This is a genomic window from Paraconexibacter antarcticus, from assembly GCF_024220175.1.
GTDB classification, from domain to species: Bacteria; Actinomycetota; Thermoleophilia; order Solirubrobacterales; family Solirubrobacteraceae; genus Paraconexibacter; species Paraconexibacter antarcticus.
This window is the reverse complement of the sequence record NZ_CP098502.1, coordinates 1,056,466-1,070,825: the sequence shown is the minus strand read 5'-3', so window position 1 is coordinate 1,070,825 and position 14,360 is coordinate 1,056,466. Positions and strand designations below refer to the sequence as shown.

19 protein-coding genes and 2 pseudogenes are annotated in these 14,360 nt (G+C 72.4%); 11 read left to right on the top strand and 10 right to left on the bottom strand.

The window, feature by feature from the left end:
- Positions 1-13 precede the first annotated feature (13 nt).
- Both NBH00_RS05415 and NBH00_RS05410 read right to left on the bottom strand, forming a co-directional pair.
- On the bottom strand, positions 14-802 hold the full coding sequence (locus NBH00_RS05415; RefSeq protein WP_254572327.1) for a FadR/GntR family transcriptional regulator: 789 nt from the start codon (positions 800-802) through the stop codon (positions 14-16).
- Positions 803-853: 51 nt separating this feature from the next.
- Positions 854-2,371 (bottom strand): phytoene desaturase family protein, encoded by a 1,518-nt coding sequence (locus NBH00_RS05410; RefSeq protein WP_254572326.1) that lies wholly within the window; start codon positions 2,369-2,371, stop codon positions 854-856.
- Positions 2,372-2,433: 62 nt separating this feature from the next.
- Here NBH00_RS05410 and NBH00_RS05405 point away from each other — a divergent pair, with 62 nt between their 5' ends.
- The 5 genes and pseudogenes from NBH00_RS05405 to NBH00_RS25420 all read left to right on the top strand — a co-directional run bounded on the left by NBH00_RS05405 (position 2,434) and on the right by NBH00_RS25420 (position 6,536).
- A complete protein-coding gene (locus tag NBH00_RS05405; protein ID WP_254572325.1) occupies positions 2,434-3,132 on the top strand; it encodes a hypothetical protein in 699 nt (232 codons plus the stop codon).
- A gap of 117 nt (positions 3,133-3,249) precedes the next feature.
- Positions 3,250-4,515 (top strand): DUF445 domain-containing protein, encoded by a 1,266-nt coding sequence (locus NBH00_RS05400; RefSeq protein WP_254572324.1) that lies wholly within the window; start codon positions 3,250-3,252, stop codon positions 4,513-4,515.
- A gap of 2 nt (positions 4,516-4,517) precedes the next feature.
- Positions 4,518-5,426, top strand: coding sequence for an Abi-alpha family protein (locus tag NBH00_RS05395; RefSeq protein ID WP_254572323.1), 909 nt, complete (start codon positions 4,518-4,520; stop codon positions 5,424-5,426).
- A 5-nt stretch (positions 5,427-5,431) separates the two neighbouring features.
- Positions 5,432-6,091, top strand: a pseudogene (locus NBH00_RS25425) (PAS domain S-box protein); the annotation flags it as partial.
- Between the two features lie 178 nt (positions 6,092-6,269).
- On the top strand, positions 6,270-6,536 hold the full coding sequence (locus NBH00_RS25420; protein ID WP_367401302.1) for a sensor histidine kinase: 267 nt from the start codon (positions 6,270-6,272) through the stop codon (positions 6,534-6,536).
- A gap of 12 nt (positions 6,537-6,548) precedes the next feature.
- Here the strand turns inward: NBH00_RS25420 and NBH00_RS05390 are convergent, their stop codons facing one another.
- The 5 genes and pseudogenes from NBH00_RS05390 to NBH00_RS05370 form a co-directional block, all read right to left on the bottom strand.
- The gene (locus NBH00_RS05390; protein WP_254572322.1) at positions 6,549-7,268 is read right to left on the bottom strand and encodes a lysophospholipid acyltransferase family protein; all 720 of its coding nucleotides are present in this window, start codon (positions 7,266-7,268) and stop codon (positions 6,549-6,551) included.
- 20 nt (positions 7,269-7,288) lie between these two features.
- A pseudogene (locus NBH00_RS05385) lies at positions 7,289-7,929 on the bottom strand (response regulator transcription factor).
- A gap of 84 nt (positions 7,930-8,013) precedes the next feature.
- Positions 8,014-8,373 carry a hypothetical protein gene (locus NBH00_RS05380; protein WP_254572321.1) on the bottom strand — a complete coding sequence of 120 codons (360 nt, stop codon included), beginning with the start codon at positions 8,371-8,373 and terminating at the stop codon, positions 8,014-8,016.
- Between the two features lie 53 nt (positions 8,374-8,426).
- Positions 8,427-8,852 carry a nitroreductase family deazaflavin-dependent oxidoreductase gene (locus NBH00_RS05375; RefSeq protein WP_254572320.1) on the bottom strand — a complete coding sequence of 142 codons (426 nt, stop codon included), beginning with the start codon at positions 8,850-8,852 and terminating at the stop codon, positions 8,427-8,429.
- Between the two features lie 52 nt (positions 8,853-8,904).
- Entirely contained in the window at positions 8,905-10,020 is a 1,116-nt protein-coding gene (locus NBH00_RS05370; RefSeq protein WP_302182740.1) for a putative bifunctional diguanylate cyclase/phosphodiesterase, read from the bottom strand.
- A 128-nt stretch (positions 10,021-10,148) separates the two neighbouring features.
- Here NBH00_RS05370 and NBH00_RS05365 point away from each other — a divergent pair, with 128 nt between their 5' ends.
- The 6 genes from NBH00_RS05365 to NBH00_RS05340 all read left to right on the top strand — a co-directional run bounded on the left by NBH00_RS05365 (position 10,149) and on the right by NBH00_RS05340 (position 12,610).
- Positions 10,149-10,772 (top strand): hypothetical protein, encoded by a 624-nt coding sequence (locus tag NBH00_RS05365; RefSeq protein ID WP_254572319.1) that lies wholly within the window; start codon positions 10,149-10,151, stop codon positions 10,770-10,772.
- A complete protein-coding gene (locus tag NBH00_RS05360) occupies positions 10,769-11,116 on the top strand; it encodes a hypothetical protein (protein ID WP_254572318.1) in 348 nt (115 codons plus the stop codon). Before NBH00_RS05365 ends, NBH00_RS05360 begins: the two co-directional genes overlap by 4 nt.
- A gap of 249 nt (positions 11,117-11,365) precedes the next feature.
- Positions 11,366-11,731 carry a hypothetical protein gene (locus NBH00_RS05355; RefSeq protein WP_254572317.1) on the top strand — a complete coding sequence of 122 codons (366 nt, stop codon included), beginning with the start codon at positions 11,366-11,368 and terminating at the stop codon, positions 11,729-11,731.
- Positions 11,728-12,204 (top strand): RusA family crossover junction endodeoxyribonuclease, encoded by a 477-nt coding sequence (locus NBH00_RS05350; protein WP_254572316.1) that lies wholly within the window; start codon positions 11,728-11,730, stop codon positions 12,202-12,204. Before NBH00_RS05355 ends, NBH00_RS05350 begins: the two co-directional genes overlap by 4 nt.
- Positions 12,188-12,376 (top strand): hypothetical protein, encoded by a 189-nt coding sequence (locus NBH00_RS05345; RefSeq protein WP_254572315.1) that lies wholly within the window; start codon positions 12,188-12,190, stop codon positions 12,374-12,376. Before NBH00_RS05350 ends, NBH00_RS05345 begins: the two co-directional genes overlap by 17 nt.
- A 9-nt stretch (positions 12,377-12,385) precedes the next feature.
- On the top strand, positions 12,386-12,610 hold the full coding sequence (locus NBH00_RS05340; RefSeq protein ID WP_254572314.1) for a hypothetical protein: 225 nt from the start codon (positions 12,386-12,388) through the stop codon (positions 12,608-12,610).
- Here the strand turns inward: NBH00_RS05340 and NBH00_RS05335 are convergent.
- From NBH00_RS05335 to NBH00_RS05325, 3 genes are all read right to left on the bottom strand, one after another.
- On the bottom strand, positions 12,600-13,268 hold the full coding sequence (locus NBH00_RS05335; protein ID WP_254572313.1) for a recombinase family protein: 669 nt from the start codon (positions 13,266-13,268) through the stop codon (positions 12,600-12,602). The two genes, NBH00_RS05340 and NBH00_RS05335, sit on opposite strands and share 11 nt — an antisense overlap.
- A gap of 205 nt (positions 13,269-13,473) precedes the next feature.
- Positions 13,474-13,800: a hypothetical protein gene (locus NBH00_RS05330; RefSeq protein ID WP_254572312.1), complete on the bottom strand. Its 327-nt coding sequence runs from the start codon at positions 13,798-13,800 to the stop codon at positions 13,474-13,476.
- A gap of 173 nt (positions 13,801-13,973) precedes the next feature.
- Complete coding sequence (locus tag NBH00_RS05325; protein ID WP_254572311.1) at positions 13,974-14,201, bottom strand: hypothetical protein; 228 nt, start codon at positions 14,199-14,201, stop codon at positions 13,974-13,976.
- Positions 14,202-14,360 lie beyond the last annotated feature (159 nt).

Sequence of the window (14,360 nt, the reverse complement as noted above, 5' to 3'; positions counted from 1 at the left end):
GACCGCGGGCCCGTCAGGGGGCGCCGGCGGCGGGGCGCAGCGCGTGCGGCAGATCCCGGATGCCGGGGCGCATGGGGTCGAGGTCCCGCTCCCACGCCCGCTCGAGCTCGGCGAGGTGCTCGTCCATGACGACCTCGATCCGGGCCATGTCGCCGCTGCGGATCGCGTCGACCGTCTGGCGGTGGATGTCGAGCGACCACTCGACGGTCGGCGGCTCGTGCATCGCCATGTCGCGGGCGATGTCGAGCCGGCGCAGCAGCGTGCGCATGAGGCCGACGATCGTCGAGTTGCCCGTCGCGCGGGCGATCGCAAGGTGGAAGCGCTGGTCGAGCCCGAGGAAGCGGTCCTCGTGCGCGATGAGCTCCGAGCCCGCGCTCTCGGCGAGCTTCACCTGCAGGGCGATCGTCCGCTCCATCGCCTCGAAGTCGGGCTCGGTGCCGTGGACCGCCGCGAGCTGCGCGACCCGCGGCTCGAGCAGGCGGCGGGCCTCGAGGACGCCGCCGACCTCGTGCAGGCGCAGGTCGCTGCGGCGCTGGATGACCTCGCGCGGGACGAACTCGGACCGCACGAAGGCGCCGCCGGTCGGGCCGGGCCGGACCTCGATGACGCCCGAGTCGGCGAGGATCTTCAGCGCCTCGCGGACCGTCGGGCGGCTGATCTGCATCTGGGCGGCCAGCGCGCGCTCCGGAGGCAGCTGATCCCCCACCCGCAGCTCACCGAGCTGGATGCGCTCCGCGATCTGCTCGACCGCCTCCTCGAAGGTGCGGCGCGTCTGCACGGGGGAGAAGATCAGCGCGGACACGGGGCGGCGAGTATAGGCCGGGAAGCTGGGATCTCGGTATCGCCGAAGCGGTCAGCCGGTGCGGCCGAGAACCGCCATCGCGGCGTTGTGCCCGGGGATCCCGCTCACGCCGCCGCCGCGCCGGGCGCCCGCCCCGCAGAGGAGGATCCGCGGGTCGTCCGTCTCCACACCCCAGGTGCCGACCTCCGCCTCCGTCTCCGCGAAGGGCCACTGCAGGTCGCGGTGGAAGATGTGCCCGCCGGGCAGCCCCAGATCCCGCTCGAGGTCGACCGGGCTGCGCGCCTCGACGCACGGCGCGCCGTCGGGCCCGCGCAACACGCAGTCCGTGATCGGCTCGGCGAGGACCGAGTCCAGGGAGGCGAGGGTCGCGGCGAGCGTCGCCTCCCGCGCGCCCTCCGGGTCGGCCGTGAACAGCCGCGCGGGCAGGTGCAGCGCGAAGCACGTGAGGGTGTGGGCGCCGGCGGCACGCAGATCGGGCCCGAGGATCGTGGGGTCGCTCAGCGAGTGGCAGTAGATCTCGCAGGGGACGACGTCGGGGATCCGCCCGGCCGCGGCCTGCGCGTAGGCCGCGTCGAGCTGCGACGCGGACTCGTTGACGTGGAAGGTGCCCGCGAAGGCGTCGGCGGGGTCGACCGCCGGATCGCGCAGCCGCGGCAGGCGCGCGAGCAGCAGGTTGACCTTCAGCTGGGCGCCCTCCGGGGCGGGCGCCGCCGCCGGCCGGCCCCGGAGCCGGTCGAGCACGTGCGGCGCGAGGTTCGCGAGCAACCGGTCTGCCGCGACGCTGCGCGCCGCCCCGGTCGCCGGGTCGGTCACCGTCACCGCCACCCCGTCCGCGTCGCTCGCCACCGCGGTGACGCGGGCGCCGGTCACAAGCCGCGCCCCCGCCGCGCGCGCGGCCCCCGCGAGCGCGCCCGTCACGGCGCCCATGCCGCCGACGGGGACGTCCCAGTCGCCGGTCCCGCCGCCGATGACGTGGTAAAGGAAGCACCGGTTCGCGAGGCGCGCGGGGTCGTCGATCGACGTGAAGGTCCCGATGAGCGCGTCGGTCGCGACGATGCCGAGCCCGACGTCGTCCCCCGCGTGCGCGGCCCGCAGCGTCGCGCCCAGCGGGCGGCGCACGAGCGCGTCCCACGTGGCGTCGTCCCCCGCGAGCGCGCGCAGGTCCGCCTCACTGCGCAGCGGCTCGGTGAGCGACGCGAACACCGCAGGGGCGAGCCGCGCGACGGCGTCCGCGAACGGCGAGCCGGGGACGCCGAAGACGCCGCCGTCCCCCACGGGCGTGTAGGCCGGGACGCGGCGGCGGACGAGCTCGAGCTCGACGCCGAGGTCGGCCGCGATCCACCGCGGGAAGAGGCTGACGAGATAGCTGTAGCGGCTCAGGCGCACGTCCACGCCCGGCCACGGCGACGACGAGACCGCCGCCCCGCCGAGGGCGCCGGACGCCTCGAGCAGGAGGACGTCGCGGCCTGCCCGGGCGAGGTACGCCGCCGCCACGAGGCCGTTGTGGCCGCCGCCGGCGATGACGATCCCGGCGCGGTCGGGGAGGGGCGCGGCCGCCTCGGTGGACACGGGCAGACCGTAACCCACCGCGGAATTCCCACAGGCCGGCGGCGGGTGGTGATGATCTGCACATGACCTCCACGCTCCTGCCCCAGGTCCCGCCGACGCTCATCACGACGCGGGAATCGCTCCACCTGCTCGCCGAGCAGGTCATCGCCCCCGTCCGCACCCAGGCCACCGGCAACGAGATCGCGCTGGAGGCCGCCCACGGCGGGTTCGGCACGCCGCCGCTCCCGGACGGGGCCCGCGTCTCGGTCGACGGCGACCTGCTCTGCCGGACCGAGGCGGACGGCACGGTCCACGAGCACCGCCTCTCGACGCTCCACGCGGCCGGCGAGCACGCCGGGCTCACGACCCCGCTCCCCGACGCGACGCTCCACGTCGACCCGGCGGCCGCCGAGCTCATCGGGACGCTGTACGCCTTCGGGCAGGAGGCGCTGAGCACGCTGCGCGCCGAGGCGGCGGACGGGAGCGAGCCGTCGCCGATCCGCCTGTGGCCCGAGCACTTCGACATCGCCTATGAGGAGGGCGACGAGGCCGCCGGCACCCGCGCGGGCTTCGGCGTCTCCCCCGGCGACGAGGAGCACCCCGAGCCGTACGCCTACGTCACCCCGTGGGCGAAGCAGCCCGGCGGGCCGCTGTGGAACGCGACCGCGTTCGCCGGGGCCGAGCTCGGCTACGAGGCCCTGCGCACCGCCGAGGACCCGCAGGCCGCCGTCCTGTCCTTCTTCCGCGAGCGGCGCGACGCGCTGCAGCGCGCCGGCCGCTGACCCGCGAATGATCGGCGCCGTCGCTTCGCTCGCCGGTGGTCGTGTTTCACACTAGGATTGCGGCCCGGCCGGCGGGGGTCCCCGTTCGGCGGGCCTGAGCAGTGGGGACACGCACCTGTGGAGAAGTTCCAGTTCATCATCATCCCGCTCTTCACCGGTGCGATCGGCTACGTGACGAACCTCACCGGTGTCTGGATGCTGTTCAACCCGATCCAGTTCGTCGGGTTCCGCGTCCCCGGGCTGCGGACGGTCGCCGACCTGCTGCCGCGCCGCTTCCAGGAGATCCCGGGCCTCATCCGCGGCAGGTTCGGCTGGCAGGGGATCGTCCCGTCGCGCGCCGCGAAGATGGGCTCGATCGCCGTCGACAAGGGCATCTCGAAGCTCGGCAGCCCCGGCGAGTTCTACCACCGGCTCGAGCCCGAGAAGATCGCCGAGCACATCCTCCAGACCTCCGAGCGCGACATCCACGAGCTCGTCGAGCAGATCATGCTGCGCGAGCACCCGCAGCTGTGGCAGGACGTGCCGCCGCGGGTGAAGGACGCCGTCCACGCCCGCGTGCGCGCGCAGCTCCCGCAGATCGTCCACGCCGTCACCGACCAGATCGGCGAGAACATCGACCAGCTCCTCGACGTGAAGCTCATGGTCATCAAGCACCTCGAGGCGCACCCCGAGCTCGCGAACCGGATCTTCCTCGACATCGGCGACCGCGAGCTGAAGCTCATGGTGAACTTCGGCTTCTACTTCGGGTTCCTGCTCGGCATCCCGGTCTTCCTCATCACGCACAACTTCGCGTACTGGTGGCTGCTGCCGATCCTCGGCACGTTCGTGGGGTACCTCACGAACCTCCTCGCGATGTCGCTCATCTTCGTCCCGGTCGAGCCGAAGTACATCCTCGGCGTCAAGTTCCACGGGCTCTTCCTGCGCCGGCAGCCCGAGGTGGCGGGCATCTACGCGAAGCTCATCGCGGACGAGATCGTCACGCTGAACAACATCGGCAACGAGCTGCTCACCGGCGTCCGCGCCGACCGCACGCGCGCGATGATCGAGACGGCGATGCGCCCCGCGGTCGACCGCGCGACCGGCCCGGCGCGCGCCGCCGTCCGCGTCGCGATGGGCGGCAAGGAGTACGACGCGATCCGCGACTCGGTCGCGACGGACGCCGTCGACTACACGATGACCCCGCTCGGCGACCCGGAGTTCAACGCCCGCCAGAGCGCCCTCATCCGCGACCTCATCACGACGCGCATGCAGGAGATGCCGTCGGTCGACTTCCAGGAGATGCTCCGGTCGGCGATCAAGGAGGACGAGTGGATGCTGTACGTCCACGGCGCCGTCCTCGGGTTCGCGGGCGGCCTCATCCACCTGGGCATCTTCGGGGTATAGGCATGAGCGATCGTGACGTGAACGGCGGCGAGCCCGCCTACTCGCCGGTGCCGACCGTCGGCTCGGTGTCCAAGGCGCTGCCCGGCCTCGTGCGCATCGGCTTCGGCGCCGGGGTCCGCACCGCCGGCTGGACGGCGAACGCCTACGTGCGGGCCGGCAACCGTGTCGTGCGGGCGGCGGTGAGCGGCGAGTCCGCGGCCGAGCTGCTCCGCGACGTCGAGCACTCGGTGAAGGGCTACGCCCGCGAGGTCCTCGGCATCACGGCGCTCGACGAGCGACTCCCCGAGGCGCTCCGCGAGCGCCGCGCGGCCGCCGCCTCCTCGTCCGCTCCGCAGGACCCGGCCGCCACCGCCCGGGCGAGCGCCGCGCGGGACCTCCGCTCGCTGCAGGACAAGGGCGCCGACCTCCTGCAGAAGTCCAACGACGTGAGCTACGAGGAGGCCGCGCACCCCGCCTACGAGCGCATCATCGGGGACATCGCGCCGGACGAGGCGCGCATCCTGCGCTACCTCGCGATCGAGGGCCCGCAGCCGTCGGTCGACGTGCGCACCGGCAAGACGCCGCTCATCAACTCGCCGCTCATCGGCACGTCGATGGTGGCGCCGGGCCTCTCGATGATCGGGCAGAACGCGGGCTGTCGCTACCTCGAGCGCGTGCCCGCCTACCTGAACAACCTCTTCCGCCTCGGGCTCATCTGGTTCTCCCGCGAGCCGCTCGCAGACCCGCTGCGCTACCAGGTCCTGGAGGCCCAGCCCGACGTCCTCGCCGCCCTGCACTCAGGGGGGCGCGGCAGCAAGGCGAAGACCGTCCGTCGCCAGATCCTCCTCACGCCGTTCGGCGAGGACTTCTGCCGCATCGCGCTCCCCGGGGTTGCCGCTCGTGCGAACCCGGCCGCGACCGAGCCTGGCTGAGGGCGGTGGAGCGCGCGCCCGAACCCAGCGCGAAGGTCGTCAGCCGGCTCATCGCCTCGGCGCCGCGCGAGCTGCTCGAGGCGCTGCTCGACACGGTCGCCGACGCGATCTACCTCGTCGACCCGGACGGGCGCGTCGAGTTCCTCAACCCGGCGGCGCTGCGCGTCCTCGGCTACGACCACCCGTCGGAGCTGCTCGGGAGGATCACCCACCCGACGATCCACTACAAGCACCCGGACGGCTCGCCGTTCCCGGCCGAGGACTGCCCGATGCTGCGCCCGCGGGGCACCGGCGAGACCGTGCGCGTCGACGAGGACTGGTTCGTCCGCCGCGACGGGTCGATGGTCCCCGTCGCCTACTCGAGCGCGCCGCTGCCGATGCGCGGGGCGCGCGGCGCCGTCGTCGCCTTCCGCGACATCTCCGACCAGCTCGAGGCCGAGGCGCACCGGCGGCGCGAGGCGATCGACCGCACGCGCCTGCAGTCCCTGCAGGCGTCGCGCGCCCGCATCGTGGCGGCGGCGGATGCCGAGCGCCACCGCATCGGGCGCGACCTCCACGACGGCGCGCAGCAGCGGCTCGTCCACCTGCTCATGACGCTCCAGCGGGCGGGAGCCCAACTCGGCACCGACCGCGAGGCGGCGGCCGCGACGCTCGAGGAGGCGGCCCGGGACGCCCGCGCGGCGATCGGCGAGCTGCGCGACCTCGTCGCCGGCATCCACCCCGAGATCCTCACGAACCGCGGCCTGGCGGCGGCCGTCGCCGCCCTCACGGTCCGGGCGCCGCTCCCGGTCGAGATCGACGTGCCGCCGACCCGCTGGCCGGCGTCGCTCGAGGCGACCGCCTATTTTCGTCGTCGCCGAGGCGCTGACGAACGTCGCGAAGCACGCGCCGACCGCCGCCCGCATCACCGTCTGCGCGGGCGAGCACGACGGCGACCTCGTCGTCCAGGTCGTCGACGACGGGCCCGGCGGCGCGGACGTCGAGGCGGGCTCCGGCCTCCGGGGCCTCGAGGACCGCGTCGCCGCGGCGGACGGCCACCTCGTCCTCGTCAGCCCGGCCGGGGGCGGGACGACGGTGCGGGCGCGGCTGCCCCTCGCGCCGGCGGCCTGACCGGGCCGCGGCTCAGCGCGTCGCGAGCGCCGCCGCGATGCGGTCGCGCGCGGCGTCCCGCAGCGCCTCGACGGACGGGTAGTCGGCGGGGTCCATCGGCTCGAGGATCTCGACCCACGCATCGACGTGCTCCTGCAGGACCACGCCGTGCTTCGGCAGCGCCGCCCCGGTCCCGTGGACGGCGATCGGGACGAGCGGCACGTCGTGCCGGCGCGCGAGCTGGAAGGCGCCGTCCTTGAACGGGCGCAGCGTCCCGTCCCGCGACCGTGTCCCCTCCGGGAAGAAGAGCACCGGGCTCCCCTGCTTCAGGAGCTTCGAGCAGCGCTCGAGCATCTCCATGACCGAGGTGCGGTCCCCTCGGAGCAGCGGCACGTAGCCGTTCAGGCGCATGTTCCAGCCGATGAACGGGAGCTTGAAGTTCTCGATCTTCGACACCCATTTGAACGGGCGGAAGAGCTGGAACAGGACGAGGATGTCGATGAGCGACGCGTGGTTCGCCGCGAGCACCGCCGGCCCCCGCCAGTGCAGGTGCTCCCGGCCCGTCACCCGCACCTTCCACAGCGGGTTGATGACGATGAAGAACACCGCCCACGCACACGAGTACTGGTGCAGGATGACCTTGCGCCGGTCGAACGGGAGCGTCACGAGCCAGATGAGCACCGCGCCCGCGAAGAAGAACGGGCAGGTGATCACGATGAGCGCCCAGTAGGCGTAGGAGAGGACCCGCAGCATCCGGCCACCCTAGTGCGGGTCTAGCCGGCGCGCAGTCGCGCCAGCACCGCCATGACCCGGCGGTGCTCGGACTGCTCGTAGCCGAGGCCGAGCTTCTGGAAGATGCCGGTGACGTGCTTCTCGACCGCGGCGGGGTGACGCCGAGCGCGGCGCCGATGCCGGGGTTGGACTTCCCCTCCGCCATGAGCGCCAGCACCTCCCGCTCGCGGGTCGTGAGCGCGTCGAGCTGGCTGTCGCGGCGCTTGCGGGAGACCATGCGCCCGACGACCTCCGGGTCGAGCGCCGAGCCGCCCGCGGCGACCCGGCGGATCGCGTCCGCCAGCGCCTCCGCGTCCGCCACCCGGTCCTTCAGCAGGTAGCCGACTCCGCTCGCGTCCTCCCCGATGAGGTCGAGGGCGTAGTGCTCCTCGAGGAACTGCGAGAGGACGAGGATCCCGGTCCCGGGCAGCTCGCGCCGGATGCGCAGCGCCGCCCGGATGCCGTCGTCGGTGAGGTCCGGCGGCATCTGGACGTCGACGACGACGACGTCGGGCGTGTGCTCGTGGACGGCGACGAGCAGCTCGTCCGCGTCCGCGACCTCCGCGACGACGACGAAGCCGAGGTCCCCGAGCAGCCGTACGAGCCCCTGGCGCAGGAGCGCCTGGTCCTCGGCCACGAGCACGCGGAGCGGAGCGGAGCGTCGTCGGTCACCCCGCCGAGCGTATCCGCGCGCCCGGGCGCCGTGTCGCCCCGCCGGCCCGGACGCTCAGGACTGGCGGGTCGTGACCCCGCCGCCGCCACCCTGCTGCACGGCGCCGCCGCCGTCGTCGTAGCCGGGGCCGCCCCCGTACTGGTCGTTCGGCGCCACGTAGCCACCGCCGGGGTCGACGTAGCCCTCGCCCGGGTCCACGTAGGCGGGCGCGCCGGCGGGGGCGCTCGTCGTCGCGGCGGCGTTCGTGACGCCGGTCCCGAGGGCCGGGTCCTTCCCGTCGCGCATCTGGACGTAGATGACACCCCACACCGCGGCGAACGCGACGACGGTCCACGTCACGGCGAGCCGGCGGATGCGCCGGGTGCGCTCGCGACGCGAGGGCCTGGGCGGGGTGGGGCCTGCGGGGGTCGTCATGGCCCCCACAGGATGGCGCCGGTTCCTGAGCGGACCCTGAGCGTTCCTCCCGCTCAGCGTGGCTCGAGGACGACGACGGGGATCTCGCGGTCGGTCTTCGCCCGGTAGTCCTCGTAGGCGGGCCAGGCCTCGACCATCGCGTCCCACAGACGCGCCCGCTCGGTCCCCTCGGCCACGGTCATCCGCAAGGGGATCTTCTCGCCGAGCACCTGGACCTCGGCCTCCGGCGTCTGCTGCATGTTCGTGAACCACGCGGGATGCTCGGGCGCGCCGCCCTGGGAGGCGACGACGACGTAGCGGTCGCCGTCGGTCCGGTGGATGAGCGGCGTCGTGCGCGGCTCGCCGCTCTTGGCGCCGGTCGTCGTCAGCAGCAGGATCGTCGTGCCTCGCCAGTGGTAGCCGCGGGCACCGTCCGTCTCCTGGTAGGCGCGGACGTGCTCGTCCCCGAAGAGGTCGTCGTCCTTGATGGTGGTCGTCATGGTCGCGTTCTACCCAGCCCGGGCGCCCGCGAAGCCGCTAGGGCGCGGCCGCTCAGCGCCCCGCGCCGAGCTCCTCGGCCGGGAACGGCCGGCCGATGTGGAAGCCCTGCGCGAAGTCGACGCCCCATTCCCGCAGCGCGCGCACGGTCTCCTCGTCCCCGACGTACTCGGCGACGGTCTGCTTGCCGAGCTCGCGGGCGATCCGCACGATCGACTGGATGACGAGCTCGTCGACGTGGCTGCGCGGCCCGGCGATGAAGTCCCCGTCGATCTTCAGGAGGTCGGCCGGGACGTGCTTGAGGTAGTAGAACGAGCCGAAGCCCGCCCCGAAGTCGTCGAGCGCGAAGCTGCACCCGAGGGCGCTGAGCGCGTCCGCGAAGCGCCGCGCGTCGTCCATGTTCGCGATCGCGGCCGTCTCGGTGATCTCGAGGATGAGGCGCGCGGGGTCGACGTCGCGCGCCCGGACCTCCTGCTCGATGAAGCGGGGGATCGCGAGATCGCCGACCGAGCGGCCGGAGACGTTGACCTCCAGGACGAGGTCCGGGTGCTCGGCGAGCAGCTCGACGGAGCGGCGCAGGACCCACTCGTCGATCGCCCCGATGAGCCCGAGTCGCTCGGCCACCCCGATGAACGCGTCCGGCGGGACGAGCCCGCCGTCGTCGTCGACCATGCGGACGAGCGCCTCGTGCCGCGCGATCCGGCCCGTCGCGAGCTCGAGGATCGGCTGCAGGTGGAGGCAGAAGCGACCATGTTCGATCGCCTCGCGGATCTGGAACCCCCGCCCGCGCAGCACGGCGCCGCCCTGCGCCGGGTCGGCGACGACGACGCAGTTGCGGCCGGCGTCCTTCGCCGTGTGCATCGTCTGGTCGGCCACCGCCAGGACGTCCTCCGCGCTCGTCGCCGCCGCGTCGAACGTGGCCACGCCGATGCTCGCGGTGAGGCGGATGACGCGCCCGCCGACGACGATGCTCAGCGACCGCACCGCCTCGAGCAGCTCCCCCGCGACGCGGCGTGCCTCGTCGGCGGCGGAGTGGGCGAGGATGACCGCGAACTCGTCGCCGCCGAGGCGCGCGAGGTCGTCGCTGTCGCGCAGTCGCTCGCGGAGCGCATGGCTGACGGACCGCAGGACCGAGTCCCCGGCCGCGTGGCCGTGGCTGTCGTTTAGCAGCTATCGGTTAGGACAGAGGACGGATAATGGAGCAGATGACGCTTGCGGACTCGGGCCAGGATCTGTCCGCTGCCACCATGCCGCACCCGTCCGGTGTGTGCAGCCGCTGCACACGGACCAAGGCGCAGATGACCTCGATGATGGTCGACCTCGAGAACGTCGAGGTCGCGCTCCGCGTCGAGCGCCGCAAGGTGAAGGCGCTGCAGAAGGAGCTCGAGCAGCGCCAGCTCCAGCACGTCAAGGCCGCCGACATCGAGGAGGTCTTCCTCTACTGGCGCCAGGTGCTGCGCGGTGACAGCGGCCGGGTGAAGCTCGGCACCAAGCGCCGCAAGGTCATCTCGGCCCGCCTGGACGACGGCCACACCGTGCAGGACATCAAGGACGCCATCGACGGCGCGACCATCGACGCCTTCGTCGGCGCCAACGGCGTGCGCCACGACGACATCGAGCTGATCTGCCGTGACGAGGTGAAGCTCGAGGGCTTCATCGCCCGGGGCAAGGCAGCACGCGAGCGCAAGGCGCAGGAGAGCCTGCCCTCCCGCGTTGCCACCCTCCGCGTCGCCCTCGAGGTGCTCTCGGGCGGCGCCCGCATCGACGACCACGGCAACGCGCGCTTCAAGTGCCCGTGCTGCCGCGCGTACTGGGACGACCCCATGTACCGCCCCCTCTTGTTCACCGACGACGACGTGTCCTGCAAGGAGTGCGGCGCGGAGGTTGAGCAGATCTACACCACCACCAAGGAGTTGGCATGACTACCCCGTTCGCCAAGATCTACTACGACCACGACCCGCGCTTCGTCATCGGCCCCATGGGCTACTGGGCGGTGGGCGACGAGGTGGTGCTGCACGGCGGTGACTGCGTCATCGTCACCAGCCTCGACCTCGACGGCTGCGCGGTGGCTCACCGCCGCGAGCACCTGGACCAGGTCGCCTTCGAGAAGGACTGCTCCTTCGACGAGGTGATGCAGTCGGTCTCTCACGTCCGCACCGGCTGGCACCCGGACAACCTGAACGAGCGCCAGCAGCAGCAGTGCCGCGACATCGCGGCGGCCGGCGCGCGCCAGCGCATCGAGGACGAGAAGCGGGCCGCCGCATGAAGGGCGCGATCTTCCTGGCGGTCGGCCTGATCGTCGGGATCACGATCTCCCTCTACGACGTGAGGGAGATCCGCCGCGCGCGCGCCGAGGGCATCGACGTATGACCACCCCGTCCAGTGACGTATCTGGGGATGCCCTCTGGGTCGTGAGTCGCGGCACGGACGGGCACTCGGCCATCGAACTGAACGCCGGGACGTTCGTGCCGTCGCCTGTCGTGTCGCCCCTCGGCGGCACGCTCGGGAGCAAGCCATGACCGGACCGACGCCTTCGGGCAGCACTCCGCCGCCGCTGGGCAACGAGTACCTGGACGCCGACCGCACGTGCATGCGGCTCATGGGCGTGTTCGAGGGCCGCGAGAGCCTGTGCGGCAAGCCTGCCGTCAAGCACGTCGACTGGGGTACCGCGTGCGGGTTCGTGTGCGCGGATCACGTCGCCGACCTCGACCGCTGGACATACAAGGCCGTCCATGATCTCGGGTCCGCGTGCGGCATGCCCGGCGCGCTGTGGTGGGACGGCGAGTGGGACGGTGTGCCGTTCTCCTGGTGCGCCTACGACGGCGAAGGGCTGCCCACCGCCGAGCCCGTCCGCGCCATTGCGAAGGAGATCCCAGCATGACCGGCCTACCGCCAGTTTCGGGCAGCATCGCCGTCGTGATTCCCGGCAAGCCGGTGGGCAAGGGCAGGCCGAAGTTCGGCAACGGCCGCACGTACACGCCGGCCGACACCGTGAAGGCCGAGCGCGAGGTCCGCGCCGCATGGCAGGCCGCCGGCGCCGGACGGCTGCCGCTCGGGCCGGTGCGGCTCTACCTCGAAGCTGTCGTCGAGCGGCCGGCGAGTCACTGGAAGCGCGACGGCACGCTCAGCGCCGCCGGCGAGCGCCTGCCGTACCCGCTGACGCGCCCAGACCTGGACAACGTCGTCAAGCTCGTCAGCGACGCCCTCAACGACTGCGCGTTCAAGGACGACGCGCACATCGTCGACTCACGCCAGGTCAGGCGCTGGGCAAACCCCGGTGAGGAGGCGCACGTCCGCGTCGAGCTGTGGGACGTGTTGGCGCAGAATGGGAAGTCGGGTGCGCAAGCCGCCTGACTGCCCAGCCTGCGGCAAGGAGTCCTTCCGCAAGCGTCAGCACGCCGAGAGCCAGGCGTCGCTGCGCATGAAGTCGCTCAGGGATGGCACGGTGCTGCGCGTGTACCGCTGCACGCTCTGCGGCGCGTGGCACCTCACGCACCAGGGGCGGATCCGCCGCGAGCCTGCCTAGTCTGCGCTCATGCCCAAGTCCGCCGCCCAGACCGTGACCGACGTGGGGTCGCTGCCCACCCAGACGAGCACGGGTCCCCTCAACATCCACATCGTGCTGATGTTCGACCAGGGGAAGCCGTTCGTCCCCTCGACGCTGTTGTCCGCGCTCACCACCGCCTACGGCGCCGGCAAGGTCTACAGCGACAAGGACACGACGAACCAGAACAACTTCGTCTTCCGCATCACCCCCTAGAGATCACCGCGCGGACGGTGGAGATCGACCACGCGCCGCCCCTGGGCGGCCGGTAGCCCTCGATCTCCAGCGCCCGCGCGATCTTCACGTAGCTCATCCCGCGCCCGCGCATCCGCAGGATCTCGCGTGCCACGCCCTCGTCGACCCGGCGCCGCTCGCTGCCGTTGGAGTAGATGCCCTTCGCCTTGCGGATGGCGGCGCTATCGCGCTGGCGCTGGGAGATGAGCTCGCGCTCGAGCTGCGCGAAGACGGCGGCCATGCCGGCCATGGCCCGCCCGAACGGCGAGGACATGTCGACGGCCGGCTCGAGGCAGACGAGCGACCAGCCCTCCTTGGCGGCGCGGTCCATCAGCATGTAGAAGTCCGCCGTCGACCGCGAGAGGCGGTCCAGGCGCGACACGATGAGCGCGCCGGCGGCGCCCGAGGACAGATCCTCGAGCGCCGAGGCGAGCACGGGCCGGTGCGCGGTGCTCTTGCCGGACGCGCGCTCGCGCAGCGTGCGGCGCACATCCCAGCCGCGGCCATGTGCAGCGGCTGCACATACGTCGGCCTGGTGCTCGAGCGAGAAGCCGGACATGCCCTGCTCCTCGGTCGACACGCGGCAGTAGATCAGCGCGCTGATCGTCATGCCCGATCGTGGGGCTCCGGAGGAGGTCATTTCCACCAGCTTTCGAGTCGAGGGCTGAGGCCGAGCACACGCTCCGCTCCGCACTGCGGGCAGGAGTCGACGTGGACACGCGACTCCGGAGTCGACGGCGCGGGCGCAGGACGGAACCATCCGCGCCGGTACCCGACCCACCCGCAGTCCGCGCAGCGGCACCGGTAGACGCACGGCTTCACGCTCGACGTGCCCGGGAGCGGGGTCATGCCGTCGCCCCATCACGCCCGTAGTGCAGGTCCATGAGCGTCGGCCTCGCAAGGATTGCGGTCGCGTCGCTGGCGGCGACGTGGAACGTCCACGCGCCGGGGTAGTAGACGCCCGGCTCGGACCCGCGCCGCCGAGCGAACACGGGCTTCTTGCCCTCCTCGCCGAGTCCGATCTGCACAGAGTTCAGGCCGGTGATCCAGCCGACGTACTCCGCGAACGCGACGCGCCCGTAGGTCGTGCGGTCGCCCACGCGCAGCTTGTCCGCAGGCACCCGGACCGTAGCCACCCTCTCGTCACTGCGTGGGTTGTCGATGTTGCTCATCCGTCCACTCCCTCCAAGTCGTGTTGAGATCCTGCCATTAGCCACGGAGCGTAGCCCCGTGTGGTCATCCTGCCCATAGAGACAACAGACAGAAGGCCGTCCACCAGAAGGCGACCATGCCGGCCGCCGTCAGCGCGACGATCAGCGCCAGGACGGCGACGAACTCGAGCTCGTCACGCATGACGCGCCTCGTCCCACGCCTTGACCTCATCGAGCAGCCACAGCTTGTCGGCCTCGCCGTTCAGCTCGAGGCCCTGCGGGAAGTCCTCACGGCCAGCGAGCTGGGACATGCGCTGGCGCGACAGCCCGAGCTCGCCGGCCAGGCCGGTCAGGTTGTAGAGCCCACCGGCCGCCTCAATGGCGGACACGGCTCGCGTTGCGTTGCGCTGCACGGGGGTCATGCCTGCTCCAGTCGTCGCGTTGATTTGCGCAGCTGCTCGAGGGTCTCGGATGGTGAGGCGGGCATAGCGTGGCTCCAATCGGGTGGTGACTTGGCTCATCAGCGGGCGGGTAGTCATCCCGTCCCGGACCCTGCTGGGCAGGGTTTCGCCAGTAGCAGC

Coding starts and splice junctions, on each gene's coding strand:
- NBH00_RS05395 (WP_254572323.1), top strand. CDS start 4,518: ATGAGCGATCGTGACGTGAACGGCGGCGAGCCCGCCTACTCGCCGGTG.
- NBH00_RS05360 (WP_254572318.1), top strand. CDS start 10,769: ATGACTACCCCGTTCGCCAAGATCTACTACGACCACGACCCGCGCTTC.
- NBH00_RS05325 (WP_254572311.1), bottom strand. CDS start 14,201: ATGACCCCCGTGCAGCGCAACGCAACGCGAGCCGTGTCCGCCATTGAG.
- NBH00_RS05405 (WP_254572325.1), top strand. CDS start 2,434: ATGACCTCCACGCTCCTGCCCCAGGTCCCGCCGACGCTCATCACGACG.
- NBH00_RS05380 (WP_254572321.1), bottom strand. CDS start 8,373: ATGACGACCCCCGCAGGCCCCACCCCGCCCAGGCCCTCGCGTCGCGAG.
- NBH00_RS05355 (WP_254572317.1), top strand. CDS start 11,366: ATGACCGGACCGACGCCTTCGGGCAGCACTCCGCCGCCGCTGGGCAAC.
- NBH00_RS05335 (WP_254572313.1), bottom strand. CDS start 13,268: ATGACCTCCTCCGGAGCCCCACGATCGGGCATGACGATCAGCGCGCTG.
- NBH00_RS05340 (WP_254572314.1), top strand. CDS start 12,386: ATGCCCAAGTCCGCCGCCCAGACCGTGACCGACGTGGGGTCGCTGCCC.
- NBH00_RS05390 (WP_254572322.1), bottom strand. CDS start 7,268: ATGCTGCGGGTCCTCTCCTACGCCTACTGGGCGCTCATCGTGATCACC.
- NBH00_RS05350 (WP_254572316.1), top strand. CDS start 11,728: ATGACCGGCCTACCGCCAGTTTCGGGCAGCATCGCCGTCGTGATTCCC.
- NBH00_RS05330 (WP_254572312.1), bottom strand. CDS start 13,800: ATGAGCAACATCGACAACCCACGCAGTGACGAGAGGGTGGCTACGGTC.
- NBH00_RS05375 (WP_254572320.1), bottom strand. CDS start 8,852: ATGACGACCACCATCAAGGACGACGACCTCTTCGGGGACGAGCACGTC.
- NBH00_RS05365 (WP_254572319.1), top strand. CDS start 10,149: ATGACCTCGATGATGGTCGACCTCGAGAACGTCGAGGTCGCGCTCCGC.